An 18,269-nucleotide genomic window follows, 5' to 3' on the forward strand; every position below is an offset into this window, starting at 1 on the left:
CATGTGAAACATGTGTATCACATCCCTCGCACGGTTCCATAAGAGCCGTCCTTTGAAAGGTACCCATGAAGAAGCAGAACGTTGCTTTGCTTGTCGGGGCAGCAGTAATGGTCCTGACGTCCTCGTTTGGTGGAGCTGCAGTGGCGTCAGGGTCGACGCCCCAAGTAACCGCTGCCGAGGTTCAGCCCGTAGGGCACACGGTGGACAAGACGAAGACGTCGGGCTCAGCCGCATCCCCTCTGGCCGACAAGTACACCATTGCCGCACCCACCAAGAATGGCGGCGCTTCCACGGACTCAGTCATCGGCGCCGATGGCCGGGTAAGAATCACCAACACCACGGCAGCCCCCAATCGCTCCATCGTGCAGATTGAGTTCAACGGCGGCTACATCTGCTCCGGCGCGCTGATCTCCGATGACACCGTGCTGACGGCTGGACACTGTGTCCATGAGGGCGGCACCGGCTCCGAGGCCGACTACTCCTGGGGCGTCAAAGTTGCCCCAGGCCGTAATGGTTCAACCGACCCCTACGGCACATGCGGTGCAACGGAGATCTTCACGGACCAGCGCTGGATCGACTCGGCGAACACCAACGCCGACTGGGGCGTCATCAAGCTCGACTGCACTATCGGCAACACCACCGGCTGGCTCAACTACACCGGTACCACCGCGAGCCTGAACGGCACCAGCACCACAGTGCGGGGATACCCGGGGGATAAGGCCTTTGGCACCATGTGGACCATGACCGGACCCATTGAGAGCACCACCACTGAGAAGGTCTTTTACAAGATGGACACCTACGGCGGACAAAGTGGCGCCCCTGTCTATAACAGCTCCAACACCATCGTGGCGATCCACACCAACGGTGGTAGCTCCAACTCAGGCACCCGCATCACGCCTACGCTGGCGAACTACCTGACCTCGGTGAAATAGCCCAGCTGAGTTAACCCGCCAACAAGTGTTCCCCGCAGTGTGATCCTGACTGCGGGGAACACGTACGTCCGAGGGTGGGGCGCGGGAGAAGCGGCTACAGTTTGCTGGGGAGAAAACCGGAGAGGAGGTCGGGATGGACAGCCCGGTGCTTGAGCTGCGCGAGCTCCATCTTGTGCCTACCCCTGGTGCCAGCTTTATGGGTCTCGGTGAACCAGCCCAGAAACGCGCACTCCGTTTCGCCAACGCCAAGGACCGGGAAGAATTCGTTGCCGGCCGGCTCGCTCTCCAGCGCTTCGCCGCCGCGCTCCTCGACTTGGACCCTGCCCGGCTGGTGCCGAACTATCACTGCCCGCAGTGCGGCCCCCGCCAGGACCACGGTCGCCCTGGGTTCATGCTCGACGGCGGTCCGGCACCTTTGGCGCTGAGCGCGTCCCGGGCGTCGGGCTGGGTGCTGCTGGCCGGCGTCGTACATCCAGCGGATGGCCTCCGGCTGGGAGTGGACCTTGAAGTGGTCGGCCAAGCAGCGTTCGAAGGTTTTGACGATGTCGCATTGACCGTAAACGAGAGAAACTTTATAGCGTCCACCCCGCCCCGGGATCGATCCAGCCAACGCGCCCGGCTGTGGGCGCGCAAAGAAGCCTGGCTGAAAATGACCGGTGAAGGTTTGAGGCACAATCCCGCGGAGCTGGATGTGCTGGACCGTCCTGGCCTGCGGGACATTACGGGCGCTGAAATTCCTGACGGGCTCGTCGCAGCCCTGGCTATCGGCTGAGGATTACGGAAGCGCGGGCAGCGCGGACTGGTAGAGCCACGGCCGAAGAATCGAGGCAGCATCGAAACCCGGTATGAACGAATCTGCAGCTACTACAAAGGATTCTGTTGATACTGATCCGTGCCTGTTCAAGGCAGTCCAGTGCTGAAGGAAACCAAAGAACGCCTCGTCCCCGGCTGCCATCCGCACAGCGTGAACGGCCAGGGCACCCCGCTTGTAGACGCGGTCATCGAACATCAGCTCGGGACCGGGATCGCCTACCAGCAGATCCTGGGGACCGGCGCTAAGCCTCTTCCACGCGGCCGTTGCCCGCGCGGACACCGTCATGGTGCGGGATTCTTCTGACCACAACCACTCCGCGTAGCAGGCAAAGCCCTCGTGCAGCCAGATATCCTTCCAGCTGGTGACCGTGAGGGAATTACCAAACCACTGGTGGGAAAGCTCGTGGGCGATCAGACGCTGGGCATCCCAGGTATCACGCATATGGTTTCGGCCGAAGATGGAGACGGTTTGGGCTTCGAGAGGAATTTCCAGTTCGTCCTCGGTCACCACTGAGGTGTAGTCGGCGAATGGGTACGGCCCGAAGCAATCCTCAAAGGTGCGCATCATGTCCGGCTGGCGCCGCAGGCCTTGAAGAGCATCCACGGCCAACTCGGGCGTGACTGCGACGAACTGCGGCACCCTGTGATGGGTGTCGTCCACGTGCAGCGGAACCTTGGCGTAGCGCCCGATCTGCACTGTGGCCAGGTACGTCGCCATGGGCTCAGCCTGCTCGTAGACCCAGGTTTCCCTGCTCGACTTGCGCGAGTGGGAGATCAGCCTGCCGTTGCACACGGGACGGTAGTTGTCGTCAGTGGTCACGGAGATGAAGAAGCTTGATTTGTAGCGCGGATGATCATTGCAGGGGAACCAGGACGCCGCGCCGTTGGGCTGTCCGGCCACCAGGACGCCGTCGTTGAGTTCCTCCCAACCCACATCGCCCCAGAGGCCGCGGCGCGGCTGCGGATTGCCGTCGTAGCGGATCTCGAGGGAGAACTGCTGGCCCGCCTTGAGCGGTGACGCGGGGTTAAGCACCAGGTGTTCGGCCCGGTGGCTGAACTTCTGCAGCTTCTTGCCGTCCAGCTGAACCTTGCTGGCCCGCAGGCCCACCAGGTCAAGAACAATCTGCGGCGTAGCTTCCAAGGCTGTGCAACGCAGGACCGCCTTGCCGATCAGCTTGTTGCTGCCCAGCCTGACATCGAGGTCCAACTCGTACCTGTCCACGCGGTAGGCGCTGCTGCCGTGGTTCAAGGCGTAGGGGTCGGCTTCGGTCGTGGGAGTGGTGATTGGTGCGGCCATATCCGTCCAATCTACTTCAGGCGCGGCGCTTGTGCCGACGGACCCACCCAGGGGCTCACCGGGTTGCCCATCCAATACGAACCGGCCGGGACGGTTTCGCCGCGCATGACCAACGACGCCGGGCCAACGGTTCCGCCGTTGCCGATACTGGCCGCGGGGAGGATGACGCCATGCGGACCCATGGTGGCTCCGTTACCGAGCGTGACGGTGTCAAGGCTCATGACACGGTCGTGGAAGAGGTGTGTTTGGACCACGCAACCACGGTTGACGGTGGAATTCTCACCGAGGGTCACGAGGTCGGCTTCGGGGAGCCAGTAACTTTCGCACCAGGTGCCGCGGCCGATTTTCGCGCCAAGTCCGCGCAACCACCACACCAAGGCAGGAGTTCCTGCAGCAGAGCGCGCAAACCACGGGGCGCTCACCATCTCGATGAAAGTATCCACCACCTCGTTGCGCCAAATGAAGGAGCTCCACAACGGGTGCTCGCCGGCCCGGATGGTCCCCACCAGAACCCATTTGGCCACGATCGAACTCAGTGCAGCTACGGCCCCTGCTGCCAGCATCACCACACCACCAAGGACGGCTGCCAGCCAGTAGCCCCATCCGCTCGCTATCCAGTCCAGCACCAGCATGACACTGAGGGCGATGGCGACCGTCAGGATGACAGGCACCAAACGGCACAGTTCCCACAAGGCCCGCGCAATCTTGAGCCTGCGGGGAGGCTGGAACGTGCGGGTTTGGTCAGCGGCCACCGCGGTGCGGCGCAGCCTGACGGGCGGGCTGCCCAGCCAGGAGGTGCCTGACTTTGCTTTGGCCGGGGTGGCGGACAGTACCGCAACAAGGGAGTTCTTGGGCACGTTTCGTCCCGCAGCGGTCATGCCCGAGTTGCCAAGGAAGGAGCGTTTCCCTATTTTGGCTGGAGCAATCTTCATCCAGCCTCCACCGAGCTCGTAGGAGGCCACCATGGTGTCGTCAGCCAGGAAGGCGCCGTCGCCGATGGTGGTCATTTTCGGAACAAGCAGCACCGTGGAGGCTTCCACGTTTTTCCCAACTTTGGCCCCGAGGAGGCGCAGCCACATCGGTGTGAAAAGGCTGGCGTAGACCGGGAAGAGAAGGTCCCGGGCCATGTCCAGAAGGCGTTCCGTGGCCCAAACCTGCCAGCCAACGCGGCTGCGGACCCGGTAGTAGCCCTCTTGTAGGCCCAAGCCCAGGAGCCGGGCAACTACCAGGATGAGAATCAGGTTGCCGAAGAACCACACCAGGGCGGCCAGCGGGACAGCCAGGGCAATCTGTGGAAGTGCTGTTTGCAGCGATTCGTTGCCTTGGATAAAGGCCAGGATCACCAGCGCGCCGGCGAATGCGGAGATATAGGGAATGAGGGCCAGCAGAGCCGAAGCGCTGGCGAAGGCGATCAACCAGAACCGGTCAACCACGGACCGCCGGCTGACGGTTTCCGGCCATTCGTGCTTGGCTTTACCGCGGCGCTCCGCGGGGGAGCCGGCCACGAGATGTCCGGCTTTCACTTTGCCCAGCACGGCCGATCCAGCATCGACGTGGGCACCGGCCCCAATGGTCGCTCCGGGCATCAGGGTGCTTCGTGCTCCCACAACGGCACCAGCTCCCACATGGATTTGTCCGATGTGGACGGAATCCCCGTCCACCCACCAGCCGGAAAGGTCCACTTCGGGCTCAATGTTGGCTCCGCTGCCCAAAGACAACAGGCCGGTGACCGGGGGCAAAGAGTGCAGGTGGACGTCCTTGCCGATCTTGGCACCAAGAGCGCGTGCGTAGTAGGGGACGAAGGGAGCACTGGCCAGGCCTATGGCACCGGAAAGGTCTTGAATTTGCTCGGCGAGCCAGAGCCGCAGGTGAGTCTTCCCGGAACGCGGATAGGTGCCGGGCTGGATCTTGCCAAGCAGCACCTTGGCTGCAACCACTGAGATTGTCATCCGTCCCAAGGGGCTGACAAAGATGAGCCAGGATACTGCGATCCACCACCAGGACACCACGGGTGCTGCAGCAAAGCCGGCAAAGTCCGCCAGCAGCTTGTTTGCAGCCATCAGGTAGGTCAGCCACCGCATGCCCACCAGGATGTGCAATGGCACGCCCATCAGCACCTGGAATATTTGCGACTTCAACGCAGTAGGGCGGACGGTGCGCTCAGCAGCGGGCCCCGGCAGGCCGCCGTCGGGGAGTGATTGCCGTGCGGCCTCGATCAGCGCGCCGACGCGCGGCGTGGCATAGATATCAGCCACGGTGATGGTGGGGTAGCGGACGCGAAGGGCGGAAACGAGTTGGGCTGCAGCCAGGGATCCGCCCCCGTAGACGAAGAAGTCAGCGTCGAGCGAGCTGACCGGGGTGCCCAGTACCGCCTCCCACTGTTCTACAACCCAGCGTGCGTCATCTGGAAGGTTCAGCGGCGCGTTGCCGGCCTCGGTGGCGCCCGCTCCTGCAAGTGGCCAGGGGAGTGCGTGGCGGTCAACTTTGCCGCTGGTCTTGGTGGGGAGCGAATCCACCACGGTCAGCAACGGGATCAACGCGGCAGGGAGGCTCTCGCCCAGGAGCCGGCGTGCCTCCTCCATGGACACTTCATGACCGTCAGCGGGGGCCAGGTATCCAACAAGGATCTGATTACCGGCCGCCGTAGTCTGCACGGCCGCAGCGGCACCGGCAACGCCAGGCAAGGACTGAAGCGCTGCATCTACTTCGCCCAGTTCGATCCGTCGCCCGCCTAGCTTGACCTGTTCATCGGCCCGGCCCATGAAGATCAAGCCTTCCGCTTCGAAACGCACCAGGTCACCGGAGCGGTAAGCGCGGTCCCATCCCAGCGAGGTCATGGGAGCGTACTTCTCTGCGTCCTTGGCGGGATCGAGGTAGCGGGCCAGTCCCACGCCGCCTATGATCAGTTCCCCGATCTCGCCTTCAGCCACCGGAACGCCCTGCGGATCGACGACGGCGAGGTCCCAACCATCCAGGGGCAAGCCGATCCGCACGGGGCCAGGTCCGCCAAGGGGAGCAGCGCAGGCAACGACAGTCGCCTCAGTTGGGCCGTAGGTGTTCCAGACCTCGCGGCCGTCCACGGCGAGGCGTTCGGCCAGCTCGGGCGGGCACGCTTCGCCGCCGAAGATGAGGAGTCGGACGTTTTCCAGCGCTTCAGCCGGCCACAGAGCCGCAAGGGTGGGCACCGTGGACACGATGGTGATCCCATGGTTGATGAGCCACGGCCCCAGATCCATGCCGGTCCGAACCAGGGCTCGTGGTGCGGGTACCAGGCAAGCTCCGTGACGCCACGCCAACCACATCTCTTCGCACGAGGCATCGAAGGCTACGGACAGGCCGGCAAGCACCCGGTCCTGGGGTCCAATGGGTTCAGCCTGGAGGAAGATCCGGGCTTCGGCATCGACGAACGCGGCCGAGGAACGGTGCTTAACGGCCACGCCCTTGGGAGTGCCGGTAGATCCGGAGGTGAAGATAATCCAGGAATCGTCGTCCAGCCCGGGCTTGGTCGCTGTGGAAACAGGCTCCTGTGCCCTTCCGGATAGCTGGATCTCCAAGCCGGCGGCGATGACTGCCCCCACCTTGGCCTCTCCGAACACCAGGCGGGCACGCTCATCGGGGTCGTCGGCATCCACGGGAACGTAGGCGGCGCCGGCCATCAGGATTCCCAAGATGGCGATGTAGAGTTCGTTGGTTCCGGAGGGGATCCGGACGCCGATCTTGTCTCCCCGTCCAAGCCCTAAAGTGTTCAACCGTGCGGCGAAAGCCTTGACTGCCTTCAGCAGCTCGGTATAGCTCAAAGACTTATGGCCGTCATCCAGCGCCGAGGCCTCGGGGAAGGACTCAGTGGTCTCTTCCAGGATGTCCACGAGGGTCCGCCCGGCGGGTGCTGCGGTGCCGCCCGGGAACTGGGGGCGGTAAGTGGTCAAGGCAGGCGTCTGCCCGGCTCCCACGGGATGTTCTGTACTCACGGGCACAGCTTTTCGCAGGAAGGTGAACAACAGGTGTCAGACGTTTCCTGCACGTCACATGGTGTTGTACTGCTGTTCGCCTGTAGATAACCGGTTGTTAGGGAGCCGGGCATGGCAGTCAGGGCACCAAGAGCACTTTGCCGGTGGTGCGGCGGCCTTCAAGGTCCCTGTGTGCCTGGGCTGCCTCTGCCAGTGGGTACGTAGCGCCCACCCTGACTGCGAGGGTGCCGTTGGCAGCGGCGTCGAAAATTTCCGCTGAGCGCCACCGGCGTTCCTGGGCATTCTGGACGAAGTGCGCCATGGTGGGCCTAGTGAGCGTTAGCGAACCCGCGGCGTTCAATCGCTGGGGATCAAATGGCGGTACCGGGCCGGAGGCTGCGCCGAAGAGCACCATGGCGCCTCGGATCCGCAGGCTCTTCAGGGAGTCGTCGAACGTGTCCTTGCCGACTCCGTCGTACACCACGTTGACGCCCTGGCCATCGGTGAGTTCGCGGACCTTGTCAGCGAAGCCCTCGTAACGGAGCACTTCATCGGCGCCGGCCAGTGAGGACAGCTCCGCTTTTTCGTCCGAGGAGACGGTGGTGATGACGCGGGCTCCGCGGGCCTTCAGGAGTTGCGTCAACAGCAGGCCAACGCCACCTGCGCCGGCGTGAAGCAGAACGGTGTGGCCCGGCTCTACACGGAACGATGAGTTCATCAGGTAGTGCGCGGTGATGCCCTGCAGCGGCAGGGCTGCTGCCGTGTGATCGTCGACGCCGTCAGGTACCGGAAGTGCCTTGCTCGCCTCCACGATGGCGTACTCCGCGTAGGTTCTGGACCCCTCCGCGGTGGCAATGCGGTCACCAATGGAGAATTCCTCCACCCCATCGCCAACGGCCTCCACCGTACCGGCGGCCTCCGCACCCGGGGTAAAGGGGTAGTCCACTTTATAGGCGCCGCTGCGTTGGTAGGTCTCAATGAAGTTGACCCCGGCAGCTGCGACCTTGATCAACAGCTGGCCGGGGCCAGGCTTCGGTATTTCCACAGATGCGTACTCAAGGACCTCAGGTCCTCCGGGCTGCTGTGCAACGATGGCGTGCGTCATGGTGGCTCCTTAATCCGGGGCGGTCCTTCCGGTGCCCGGTTTCAGATTCCATCCTAGGGAAGGTGGGGCTTCCCTTGTGGAACGCCTAGAAGCGTCCGTGCGTCGAAGCTACCGGGCAGTCGAAGCCGCGGCCTGCTGCCAGGCCTACCTCGTTGAGGTATCTGACCACGATGCCATAGGACTGCATCAGACTGGTCTCGGTGTAGGAAATGGAGTGCTTGGCGCAGAACTCGCGCACGATTTTTGTGGCCTTGTACAAATGGGGCCGAGCCATGTCCGGGAACAAATGGTGCTCCACTTGACGGTTGAGCCCACCCAGGAGGAAGTCCATGAAGAGGCCACCGCGGATATTCCGCGAGGTCAGGATCTGGCGGTTGAGGAAGTCCACGCGGCTGTCCTTGGGAAGGACGGGCATGCCTTTGTGGTTCGGGGCGAAAGAGGCACCCATGTAAAAGCCGTAAACCATGATCTGCACGCCGAGGAAGGCGAAAGCCATGCCGATGGGCAGGAACGTGAAGGCCAGTACGGGGAGGGCGGCAAGCCTGGCCACAAGGATGGGCGTCTCTACCCAGCGGTGGCGTACTTTCTGCTTACCGAAGACAAAACGGAGGGAGTCGAACTGCAGGCTCAAGCCCAGGAGCGTCAGGAGTGGGAAGAAGAACCAGCCCTGCTTCTTGGTGAGGAAAGCAAGGCGGCCCTTACGCTCAGCTGCTGCGTCTTCGTAGAACACCAAGGCGTTGTTCCTGATGTCCGGGTCTTTGGAGATGACGTTGGGGTGGTTGTGGTGGGCTCCGTGCTTCTGTTCCCACCAGGAGTAGCTGATGCCGGCAACGCCGGTTGCCAAGAGTCGGGCTGACCAATCGTTGGCGCGGCGCGAAGCGAAGATCTGCTTGTGACCTGCCTCGTGGGCAAGGAAGCTAAGCTGCGTGCAGAGGATGCCGACAGCAGCGGCGATCAGGAGCTGGTACCAGGAATCGCCAATGAGGGCGAAGCCAAGCCAGGTGCCGGCCATAAGGAGGACCAGGGCCACGAAGACCCAGATGTAGAAGCCGCTACGGCGTTCGAGGAGTCCAGCCGACTTGACGGTTTTAAGGAGCTCTGAGTAGCTCTGGACAACGGGATTGGGTTGGATTGCGCGAGCTTTGGGGCGCTCAGCGGTGGACGTGGGTGACATAAATGTGCCCCGTATCGCTAACGGGCAACGCTGCAGCCGACGTTCGGACTGCACGGTCTGGATCACCCTCCACTAAGCATACGTCCATTCTCCAAAATAATGAGACTGCTCACATCCGCATGTATAAATATCGGACAGCATGAATATTCTTGCTGTACAGTGGAGTCATGACTATTTCTGTTGCCGTCTCCGGTGCCAGCGGCTACGCCGGGGGAGAAGTGCTGCGCTTGCTGGCTGGCCATCCGAACGTCACCATCGGGGCCATCACCGCTCACAGCAACGCCGGTTCCAGACTAGGGGAGTTACAGCCGCATCTCCATGGTTTGGCCAGCCGGATTCTGGAAGACACCACAGTGGAGAACCTTTCCGGGCATGACGTCGTGTTCCTGGCCCTGCCGCACGGCGCCTCCGCCGAGATCGCTGCCCAGTTGCCTGAGGGGACGGTAGTGATCGACGCCGGTGCTGACCACCGCTTGCAGGACGCCGCAGCGTGGGAAAAGTTCTATGGCTCCGCTCACGCGGGCACCTGGCCGTACGGCCTCCCTGAGCTCCCCGGGCAGCGTGAAGCACTTAAAGGTGCCACACGCATTGCCGTGCCCGGCTGCTACCCGACGTCCGCCCTGCTGGCTTTGACGCCGGGGTTCGCCAACAATCTCCTCCTGACGGACGACGTCGTGATTGTCTCCGCCTCGGGAACCTCGGGCGCCGGCAAGGCAGCCAAGGTCAACCTCATCGGCGCCGAGGTCATGGGGTCCATGAGCCCCTACGGCGTTGGCGGCGGACATCGGCACACCCCGGAGATCGAACAGGGACTGTCCAATGCGGCCGGTGAGCCGGTGACGGTATCGTTCACGCCCACGCTGGTTCCGATGAGTCGCGGTATCCTCACCACGGCAACGGCCAAGGTGCGGCCGCAGGCTGGACGCAGTGTCACTGAGGCCGAGCTACGCCAAGCCTGGGCGGACGCTTACGACGACGAACCGTTCGTGCACCTCCTCCCCGAAGGCCAGTGGCCCACCACAAAGTCCGTTCAAGGCTCCAATCACGCTGTGATGCAGTTGGCCTTCGACTCCCACACGGGCCGCGTGATTGTCACGTGCGCCATTGACAACCTCACCAAGGGGACCGCCGGCGGAGCCGTGCAGTCCATGAACATTGCCCTCGGCCTGGACGAAACCGCCGGCCTGAACCTGCAGGGAGTTGCACCGTGACCATTACCGCCCCCAAGGGATTCCGCGCCGCAGGCATCAAAGCCGGCATCAAGGCCTCGGGCAACCCGGATTTCGCTCTGGTAGTCAACGACGGGCCGCAAAAGTCCGCCGCCGCCGTTTTCACCTCCAACCGCGTGGCTGCTGCGCCGGTTCACTGGTCACGCCAGGTGGTCAGCGACGGACGCGTGGATGCAGTGGTCCTGAACTCCGGTGGAGCCAACGCCTGCACCGGTCCCCAGGGTTTCCAGAACACCCACGCCACCGCCGAGAAAGTGGCAGAGGTGCTGGGAGTCTCAGCTTCCGACGTCGTGGTGTGCTCAACGGGCCTGATCGGTGAGCAACTGCCCATGGACAAGATCCTTCCCGGTGTGGAGGCGGCTTTCCGTGAACTGTCCGAAGATGGCGGCTCCGCTGCCGCCACAGCGATTATGACCACGGACAGTGTGTCCAAGGAAGCAGTCTTCAACGGCACTGATGCCCAGGGCAAGCCGTTCACGGTCGGCGGCATTGCCAAGGGTGCCGGTATGTTGGCACCGGGCCTGGCCACCATGCTGGTGGTCCTCACCACCGACGCCGAAGTTCCGGCAAATGAGCTGGACGTCGTCCTCCGCGACGCCACACGCGTCACCTTCGACCGGGCTGACTCGGACGGCTGCATGTCCACCAACGACACCGTGGTGCTGCTGGCATCCGGGGCGTCGGAAGCTCTGCCCTCTGCGGAGCAGTTGAGTGAAGCGGTCACCCACGTCTGCGCCGAACTGGCTCGCAAGCTCATCGGTGATGCCGAGGGCGCCAGCCACGACATCGCTATCCGGACCTTCAACGCCGCCAGCGAACGCGATGCTGAAATCGTCAGCCGCAGTGTTGCCCGCTCCAACCTTTTCAAGGCAGCCATCTTCGGCAAGGATCCTAACTGGGGTCGCGTTCTCTCAGCGGTGGGAACAACGGATGCCGCGTTCGAGCCGGACCAAATCAACGTCGCCATGAACGGCGTGCAGATTTGCCGCAACGGCGCAATCGGTGATGATCGGAATCTTGTGGACTTGGAGCCCCGCGAAGTATTGGTCGAAATCGACCTGCAGGCCGGCGACGCCGAGGCAACCATTTGGACCAACGACCTCACGCACGATTACGTGCACGAGAACAGCGCCTACTCGAGCTGAGCGGATGACGATGACTGCGCACACCCGGGAAACAACATCAACGAGCCACGTCTCGGCCAAAACAGCCCAGGACAAGGCCGGCACGCTGATCGAGGCCCTGCCCTGGATCCAGCGTTTTGCCGGCACCACCATGGTGATCAAGTACGGTGGCAACGCCATGGTCAACGACGACCTCCGCCGTGCCTTCGCCGAGGACATCGTGTTCCTCCACCACGTGGGCATCCACCCTGTGGTGGTCCACGGCGGCGGCCCCCAGATCAACTCCATGCTCGGCCGCCTCGGCATCGAATCCGAATTCAAGGGCGGACTCCGCGTCACCACCCCTGAGGCCATGGACGTGGTCCGCATGGTCCTCACCGGCCAGGTGGGCCGCGAGCTTGTGGGCCTGATCAACTCCCACGGTCCCTACGCCGTCGGCATGTCGGGCGAAGACGGCGGCCTGCTGCGCGCTGTCCGCACGGGCACGGTTGTTGACGGCGAAGAGGTAGATCTTGGCCTGGTGGGCGAAGTGGTGGGTGTGGACCCCGCGGGTATCAAGGACATCCTCGACGCCGGCCGCATCCCGGTGATCTCAACGGTCGCCCCGGAGATCGTTGACGGAGGAGATGGCACTGGCCAGACCACGGGTCAGGTCCTGAACGTCAATGCGGACACTGCAGCGGCCGCCGTCGCGTCTGCACTTGGCGCCACCAAGCTCGTCATCCTGACCGACGTCGAAGGCCTGTACGCCAACTGGCCGGACAAATCCTCGCTGATCTCGTCACTGACCGCATCGGAACTCCGCGACATGCTGCCTCGCCTAGAGTCCGGAATGATTCCAAAAATGGCCGCCTGCCTCAAAGCCATCGACGAAGGAGTGGAACGCGCGCACATCGTAGACGGGCGTCTCCCGCACTCGATGCTGCTGGAAACCTTCACCACCGCGGGCATCGGCACGCAGGTAGTTCCCGACGAGGAAGTGAACGCATGAGCACCGAACTGAGCCATACCGCCGAAAGCCGCAGCAGCGATGGGGGGCCGGGCGTGGTCGGCCACCGCGGAGCGGGCGGGGCCCCCATCGCTGCGGAGGCTGCCGCAACCACGCTCGTTTCCCAGAGCTCAGGTGCTGACTGGCTGGCCCGTTACTCGTCCTCGCTGATGGGTGTCTTTGGCACGCCGCAGCGCGTGTTGGTGCGGGGCGCCGGCTGTCTTGTGTGGGACGCCGACGGCAAGGAGTACCTGGACCTTCTAGGCGGCATCGCAGTGAACGCTCTGGGTCATGCGCACCCCTTCGTCACTTCCGTGATTTCCAGCCAGCTGGCCACGCTGGGGCATGTGTCCAACTTCTTCACCAGCCCCACGCAGATCGCGCTGGCTGAGAAGCTCCTGGCTATCAGCAATGCTCCGGCCGGTTCCAAGGTGTTCTTTGCCAACTCCGGTACCGAGGCCAATGAGGCCGCGTTCAAGTTGGCGCGCCGTAACAACAGTGACGGGAAGCGCACCAAGATCATCGCGCTGGAGGGGGCCTTCCACGGCCGCACCATGGGGGCCTTGGCGCTCACCGCCAAAGAGGCTTACCGTGCGCCGTTCGAACCACTGCCCGGTGGCGTGGTTCACATCCCGTTCGGTGACATCGAAGCCCTGCGTGCCGCCGTCGATGATTCCACCGCAGCCGTTTTCCTGGAACCTATCCAGGGTGAAGCGGGCGTCCGGCCGCTCAGCACCGAATACCTGCAGGCAGCTCGCGAGGTGACCACAGCTGCCGGTGCGCTGTTGATTCTTGACGAGGTCCAGACCGGTATTGGCCGGACCGGCAAGTGGTTGGCCAGCGAAGATGCCGGAATTGTTCCCGACGCCGTCACCCTCGCCAAGGGCCTTGGCGGCGGCTTCCCGGTTGGTGCCTTGATCACTTTCGGAAGTACGACGTCGGCCCTGCTCACCGCCGGACAGCATGGCACCACGTTCGGCGGCAACCCGGTGGCCACGGCCGCTGCACTGGCCACACTGCACGCCATCGAAAGCCAGGGTGTCCTGCAGAACGTGCTGACCGTCGGTGCCCACCTTCGTGAAGGACTGGCCGCCATTGAGCCTGTCACTGAAGTCCGCGGCGAGGGCCTGCTGATCGGCTTCGATGTGAACGCCGACGTCGCACCCGCCATGGTGAGCGCAGCTTTGGACGCAGGCTTCATCATCAACAGCCCGGGCCCGCGGACCATCCGCCTCGCGCCGCCGCTGATCCTGACCCTTGATCAAGCGGACCGTTTCCTGGACGCTCTTCCCACCCTGATCGCTACGGCTACAGCCAACACCGCTAAGGACGCACAGTGACTTCTTCCACCGCCACCCGTCACTTCCTCAAAGACACGGACCTCAGTCCTGCCGAACAGGCTGAGGTTCTGGAACTCGCAGTCCGGATGAAGGCCGCGCCGTACAGCGTGCAGCCTTTCGCCGCTGAGGGCAATGGCCGTAAGACGGTGGCCGTGATCTTTGACAAGACCTCCACCCGCACGCGTGTTTCATTTGCCACCGGCATTGCGGACATGGGTGGCAATGCCCTCATCATCAACCCGGGTGAAGCGCAGATTGGCCACAAGGAATCCGTGGAGGACACGGCGAAAGTCCTGGAGCGCATGGTCTCCACCATCGTGTGGCGAACGGGTGCCCACTCGGGCCTGGTGGCCATGGCGGAGAACTCCAAGGTCCCGGTTATCAATGCATTGTGCGATGACTACCACCCCTGCCAGCTCTTGGCCGATCTTCTGGCTGTCAAGGAGCACAAAGGGGAACTGGCCGGCTTGAGCATGGCCTACCTGGGTGACGCCGCGAACAACATGGCCAACTCGTACCTCCTCGCTGGCGTGACTGCCGGAATGCATGTGCGCATCGCCGGTCCCGAAGGTTACCTGCCCGCGCCGGAGATCGTGGCTGCTGCGGAGGAACGTGCTGCCGAGACCGGCGGCTCAGTGCTCATCACCAGCGACGCCGTCGAAGCCCTCAAGGGCGCAGACGTTGTGGCAACGGACACGTGGGTGTCCATGGGTCAGGAGGCCGAAAAGGAAGCCCGGATGCAGCTCTTCCGCGACTATTCCGTGGATGAGGCCGCCATGGAGCAGGCCGCGCCGGACGCCGTCGTTCTTCACTGCCTTCCGGCATACCGCGGCTACGAAATTTCCGCCGGGGTCATCGACGGCCCGCAGTCGATCGTCTGGGATGAAGCGGAGAACCGCCTCCACGCGCAGAAGGCATTGATGGCATGGCTGATGCACCGCTCCGGACTCGCGATCGTTGAGGGACTTTCACCCGTTGAGGGTATCTCCGTCCTGGAAAACACTGTGGAGAGCACGTTCTAGTGTCCACCAACCCGTCCGTGCCGGGCGCCAGTCCGGCCACCAAGACTGCCCGCCAGGCGCGTATCACCGCGATCCTGACGGGTGAGTCCGTGCGTTCGCAGGCAGAGCTTGCAGCTCTGCTGGCAGACGACGGCGTCCAGGTCACCCAGGCCACGTTGTCGCGCGACCTCGTGGAACTGGGCGCAGTCCGGGTCCGGGGCAAAGAGGGAGCCCTCGTTTACGCCGTCCCGGGGGAGGGCGGCGACCGCAATGCCAAGAGCGGCGTGACCCAGGAAATCCTGGATGCACGGCTGACCCGCCTGTGCGGGGAACTCCTGGTGACCGCGGAGGCCTCGGGCAACATCGTGGTCCTCCGCACTCCGCCAGGAGCAGCGAACTTCCTGGCACTGGCCGTGGATCACTCCGTGATGCCGTCAGTATTGGGTACGATCGCAGGCGACGACACTTTGCTGCTGGTCGCACGGGATCCTGATGGCGGTGCTGAACTGGCGGCGCGTTTCCTGCGCATGGCCGAAGAAGCCGGGCCTGGCAACCAATAGATTTTCCAAGCATTGATTCACACCAGCATTGATTCGAATGAACCAAGCAACAACAAAGGAGCACTCTCGTGACTGAGCGCATTGTTCTGGCCTACTCCGGTGGCCTTGATACGTCCGTAGCCATCGGCTGGATCGGTGAAGCCACCGGCGCCGAGGTCATCGCTGTGGCCGTCGACGTCGGACAGGGTGGCGAGTCCCTGGAGACCATCCGTCAGCGCGCCCTCGGTTGCGGCGCCGTGGAGGCTTACGTGGCCGACGCCCGTGACGAGTTCGCCAACGAGTACGCCATGCCCACCCTGAAGGCCAACGCCCTCTACCAGGGCCACTACCCGTTGGTTTCGGCTATCTCGCGTCCGGTCATCGTGAAGCACCTCGTGAAGGCTGCCCGCGAATTCGGCGCTACCACCGTTGCGCACGGCTGCACCGGCAAGGGCAACGACCAGGTCCGCTTCGAAGTTGGCATCCAGACCCTCGGCCCGGACCTGAAGTGCATCGCACCGGTCCGCGACCTCGCCCTGACCCGCGATAAGGCCATCGCCTTCGCCGAGGAAAAGGGTCTGCCGATCGAGACCACCAAGAAGAACCCGTACTCGATCGACCAGAACGTCTGGGGACGCGCCGTCGAAACCGGTTACCTCGAGGACATCTGGAACGCTCCCACCAAGGACATCTACGACTACACCGCAACCCCGGAATTCCCGCCGGCACCGGATGAGGTCACCATTTCCTTCCAGGCCGGCGTGCCGGTGGCCATCGACGGCGTCAAGGTCACCCCGTTGCAGGCCATCCAGGAACTGAACCGCCGTGCAGGCGCGCAGGGCGTAGGCCGCATCGACGTCGTCGAGGACCGCCTGGTGGGCATCAAGTCCCGCGAAATCTACGAAGCCCCGGGTGCCATGGCGCTGATCACGGCCCACAAGCACCTCGAGGACATCACCATCGAGCGCGAGCAGGCCCGCTTCAAGGCCACCGTTGGCCAGCGCTGGGCCGAGCTGGTGTACGACGGACAGTGGTTCTCCCCGCTGAAGCGCTCCTTGGACGCTTTCATCGAGGACACCCAGCAGTACGTCTCCGGTGACATCCGCATGGTCCTGCACGGTGGCCAGGCAATCGTCAACGGTCGTCGCTCCGAGACCTCCCTGTACGACTTCGACCTCGCCACCTACGACACCGGCGATACCTTCGATCAGTCAATGGCACGTGGCTTCATCGAACTGTGGGGCATGTCCTCCAAGGTTGCTTCCGGCCGCGACCTCCGCGTCGCAGGGCAGTAATGACGTCGGCTACAAACGAAGGTGCACTGTGGGGCGGCCGGTTCGCCGGCGGGCCCGCGGATGCGCTGGCCGCTCTGAGCAAGTCCACACACTTTGACTGGCGGCTCGCCCGCTACGACATCGCCGGTTCCAAGGCCCACGCCCGCGTGCTGGCTAAGGCCGGGCTGTTGGACAATGCCGAACTAGAAGGCATGCTGGCCGCTCTCACCCAGCTGGACGAGGACGTCGCGAGCGGCGCCTACCTTCCGGCTGAGAGCGATGAGGACGTTCACGGGTCCCTTGAACGTGGCTTGATCGAACGTGCCGGTACCCAACTGGGCGGCAAGCTCCGCGCTGGCCGTTCCCGCAACGACCAAGTGGCCACCCTCGGCCGTATGTTCCTGCGTGACCACGCCCGCATCATCGCCCGCGGTGTCCTTGCCACCATCGATGCCCTCGTGGAGCAGGCCAAGGCCCACCACGGCGTAGCGATGCCCGGACGGACGCACTTGCAGCATGCACAGCCGGTGTTGCTGAGCCACCACCTGCTGGCTCACGCCTGGGCACTGCTGCGCGATGTGCAGCGACTCCAGGATTGGGACAAGCGCGCTGGTGTTTCGCCCTATGGTTCGGGTGCGCTGGCGGGTTCGTCCCTGGGCCTTGACCCTGAAGCTGTTGCCGCTGACCTTGGCTTCTTCTCGGCTGTGCACAACTCGATTGATGGCACCGCTTCGCGCGATGTCTTCGCCGAGTTCGCGTGGGTTTGCTCCATGATCGGCGTGGACCTGTCCAGGATCTCCGAGGAAGTCATCTTCTGGGCCACCAAGGAGTTCTCCTTCGTCACGCTGCATGACTCGTACTCCACGGGGTCCTCCATCATGCCGCAAAAGAAGAACCCGGACGTTGCTGAGCTGGCCCGCGGCAAGGCGGGACGCCTCATCGGCAACCTGACCGGCCTCCTCGCGACGCTCAAGGGACTGCCACTCGCGTACAACCGCGATCTGCAAGAGGACAAAGAGCCGGTCTTCGACGCCGCCGACACCCTGGAGCTCCTGCTTCCGGCAGTGTCCGGCATGATCGCCACCCTGAAGTTCAACACGGAGCGCATGGAATCACTGGCTCCGCAGGGCTTCGCGTTGGCCACGGACATTGCCGAGTGGCTCGTCCGCCAGGGCGTTCCGTTCCGGGAGGCCCACGAGCTCTCCGGTGCTGCTGTGAAGCAGGCCGAAGGTCGCGGCGTGGAGTTGTGGGATCTGACGGACGAGGAATATGCAGCAATCTCGGAGCACCTGACTCCCGAGGTTCGTAGCGTTCTCAGTACTGAAGGTTCGCTCAACAGCCGCAACTCGCAGGGCGGAACGGCACCAGCCGCCGTCGAGCGCCAACTGGCGGCCCTGGAAGCGGAACTGGACGCAGCACGCTCCTACGCAGGCTAATCGGTTCGCGACTACTGTGGGATGGCACTTCGGTGTCATCCCACGGGTGTTTAAGCGGGTGGGCTAGCAT

The 18,269-nt window shown here is 63.6% G+C and carries 14 protein-coding genes; 10 read left to right on the forward strand and 4 right to left on the reverse strand.

The genetic code is table 11. The features are described from left to right. Positions 1–65 precede the first annotated feature (65 nt). Positions 66–932: a trypsin-like serine peptidase gene (locus ACZ5J0_RS07325; RefSeq protein ID WP_142939603.1), complete on the forward strand. Its 867-nt coding sequence runs from the start codon at positions 66–68 to the stop codon at positions 930–932. Between the two features lie 133 nt (positions 933–1,065). Beyond that, entirely contained in the window at positions 1,066–1,704 is a 639-nt protein-coding gene (locus ACZ5J0_RS07330; protein WP_464094499.1) for a 4'-phosphopantetheinyl transferase family protein, read from the forward strand. Between the two features lie 3 nt (positions 1,705–1,707). Here the strand turns inward: ACZ5J0_RS07330 and ACZ5J0_RS07335 are convergent, their stop codons facing one another. From ACZ5J0_RS07335 to ACZ5J0_RS07350, 4 genes are all read right to left on the reverse strand, one after another. Next, positions 1,708–3,042 carry a M1 family metallopeptidase gene (locus tag ACZ5J0_RS07335; RefSeq protein WP_223942252.1) on the reverse strand — a complete coding sequence of 445 codons (1,335 nt, stop codon included), beginning with the start codon at positions 3,040–3,042 and terminating at the stop codon, positions 1,708–1,710. A gap of 11 nt (positions 3,043–3,053) precedes the next feature. Next, a complete protein-coding gene (locus tag ACZ5J0_RS07340; protein WP_464094500.1) occupies positions 3,054–7,010 on the reverse strand; it encodes a Pls/PosA family non-ribosomal peptide synthetase in 3,957 nt (1,318 codons plus the stop codon). Positions 7,011–7,128: 118 nt separating this feature from the next. Further along, on the reverse strand, positions 7,129–8,094 hold the full coding sequence (locus tag ACZ5J0_RS07345; protein WP_142939595.1) for a quinone oxidoreductase family protein: 966 nt from the start codon (positions 8,092–8,094) through the stop codon (positions 7,129–7,131). A gap of 85 nt (positions 8,095–8,179) precedes the next feature. Further along, positions 8,180–9,268 carry a fatty acid desaturase family protein gene (locus ACZ5J0_RS07350; RefSeq protein ID WP_142939594.1) on the reverse strand — a complete coding sequence of 363 codons (1,089 nt, stop codon included), beginning with the start codon at positions 9,266–9,268 and terminating at the stop codon, positions 8,180–8,182. Positions 9,269–9,435: 167 nt separating this feature from the next. On the opposite strand from ACZ5J0_RS07350, the gene argC reads away from it, so the two are divergent. From argC to argH, 8 genes are all read left to right on the forward strand, one after another. Further along, a complete protein-coding gene (argC, locus tag ACZ5J0_RS07355; RefSeq protein ID WP_142939593.1) occupies positions 9,436–10,479 on the forward strand; it encodes an N-acetyl-gamma-glutamyl-phosphate reductase in 1,044 nt (347 codons plus the stop codon). Beyond that, a complete protein-coding gene (gene argJ / locus ACZ5J0_RS07360; RefSeq protein ID WP_142939592.1) occupies positions 10,476–11,642 on the forward strand; it encodes a bifunctional glutamate N-acetyltransferase/amino-acid acetyltransferase ArgJ in 1,167 nt (388 codons plus the stop codon). Before argC ends, argJ begins: the two co-directional genes overlap by 4 nt. A gap of 10 nt (positions 11,643–11,652) precedes the next feature. After that, positions 11,653–12,612, forward strand: coding sequence for an acetylglutamate kinase (gene argB / locus ACZ5J0_RS07365; protein ID WP_250819926.1), 960 nt, complete (start codon positions 11,653–11,655; stop codon positions 12,610–12,612). After that, positions 12,609–13,949, forward strand: a complete 1,341-nt coding sequence (locus tag ACZ5J0_RS07370; RefSeq protein WP_208097201.1) for an acetylornithine transaminase — start codon at positions 12,609–12,611, stop codon at positions 13,947–13,949. The genes argB and ACZ5J0_RS07370 overlap by 4 nt, the downstream gene beginning before the upstream one ends. Beyond that, a complete protein-coding gene (argF, locus tag ACZ5J0_RS07375) occupies positions 13,946–14,971 on the forward strand; it encodes an ornithine carbamoyltransferase (protein ID WP_166842792.1) in 1,026 nt (341 codons plus the stop codon). Before ACZ5J0_RS07370 ends, argF begins: the two co-directional genes overlap by 4 nt. Then, on the forward strand, positions 14,971–15,510 hold the full coding sequence (locus ACZ5J0_RS07380; RefSeq protein WP_142939589.1) for an arginine repressor: 540 nt from the start codon (positions 14,971–14,973) through the stop codon (positions 15,508–15,510). Before argF ends, ACZ5J0_RS07380 begins: the two co-directional genes overlap by 1 nt. A gap of 68 nt (positions 15,511–15,578) precedes the next feature. After that, the gene (locus ACZ5J0_RS07385; protein ID WP_166842791.1) at positions 15,579–16,784 is read left to right on the forward strand and encodes an argininosuccinate synthase; all 1,206 of its coding nucleotides are present in this window, start codon (positions 15,579–15,581) and stop codon (positions 16,782–16,784) included. Next, entirely contained in the window at positions 16,784–18,199 is a 1,416-nt protein-coding gene (gene argH, locus ACZ5J0_RS07390) for an argininosuccinate lyase (RefSeq protein ID WP_166842790.1), read from the forward strand. The genes ACZ5J0_RS07385 and argH overlap by 1 nt, the downstream gene beginning before the upstream one ends. Positions 18,200–18,269: the final 70 nt, after the last annotated feature.

Source organism: Arthrobacter sp. DualSoilB13, assembly GCF_055389195.1.

What these genes read in the sequence shown, in the direction of transcription:
- ACZ5J0_RS07325 (WP_142939603.1), top strand. Translation starts at nt 66, where the DNA reads ATGAAGAAGCAGAACGTTGCTTTGCTTGTCGGGGCAGCAGTAATGGTC.
- ACZ5J0_RS07330 (WP_464094499.1), top strand. Translation starts at nt 1,066, where the DNA reads ATGGACAGCCCGGTGCTTGAGCTGCGCGAGCTCCATCTTGTGCCTACC.
- ACZ5J0_RS07335 (WP_223942252.1), bottom strand. Translation starts at nt 3,042, where the DNA reads ATGGCCGCACCAATCACCACTCCCACGACCGAAGCCGACCCCTACGCC.
- ACZ5J0_RS07345 (WP_142939595.1), bottom strand. Translation starts at nt 8,094, where the DNA reads ATGACGCACGCCATCGTTGCACAGCAGCCCGGAGGACCTGAGGTCCTT.
- ACZ5J0_RS07350 (WP_142939594.1), bottom strand. Translation starts at nt 9,268, where the DNA reads ATGTCACCCACGTCCACCGCTGAGCGCCCCAAAGCTCGCGCAATCCAA.
- argC (WP_142939593.1), top strand. Translation starts at nt 9,436, where the DNA reads ATGACTATTTCTGTTGCCGTCTCCGGTGCCAGCGGCTACGCCGGGGGA.
- argB (WP_250819926.1), top strand. Translation starts at nt 11,653, where the DNA reads ATGACTGCGCACACCCGGGAAACAACATCAACGAGCCACGTCTCGGCC.
- ACZ5J0_RS07370 (WP_208097201.1), top strand. Translation starts at nt 12,609, where the DNA reads ATGAGCACCGAACTGAGCCATACCGCCGAAAGCCGCAGCAGCGATGGG.
- argH (WP_166842790.1), top strand. Translation starts at nt 16,784, where the DNA reads ATGACGTCGGCTACAAACGAAGGTGCACTGTGGGGCGGCCGGTTCGCC.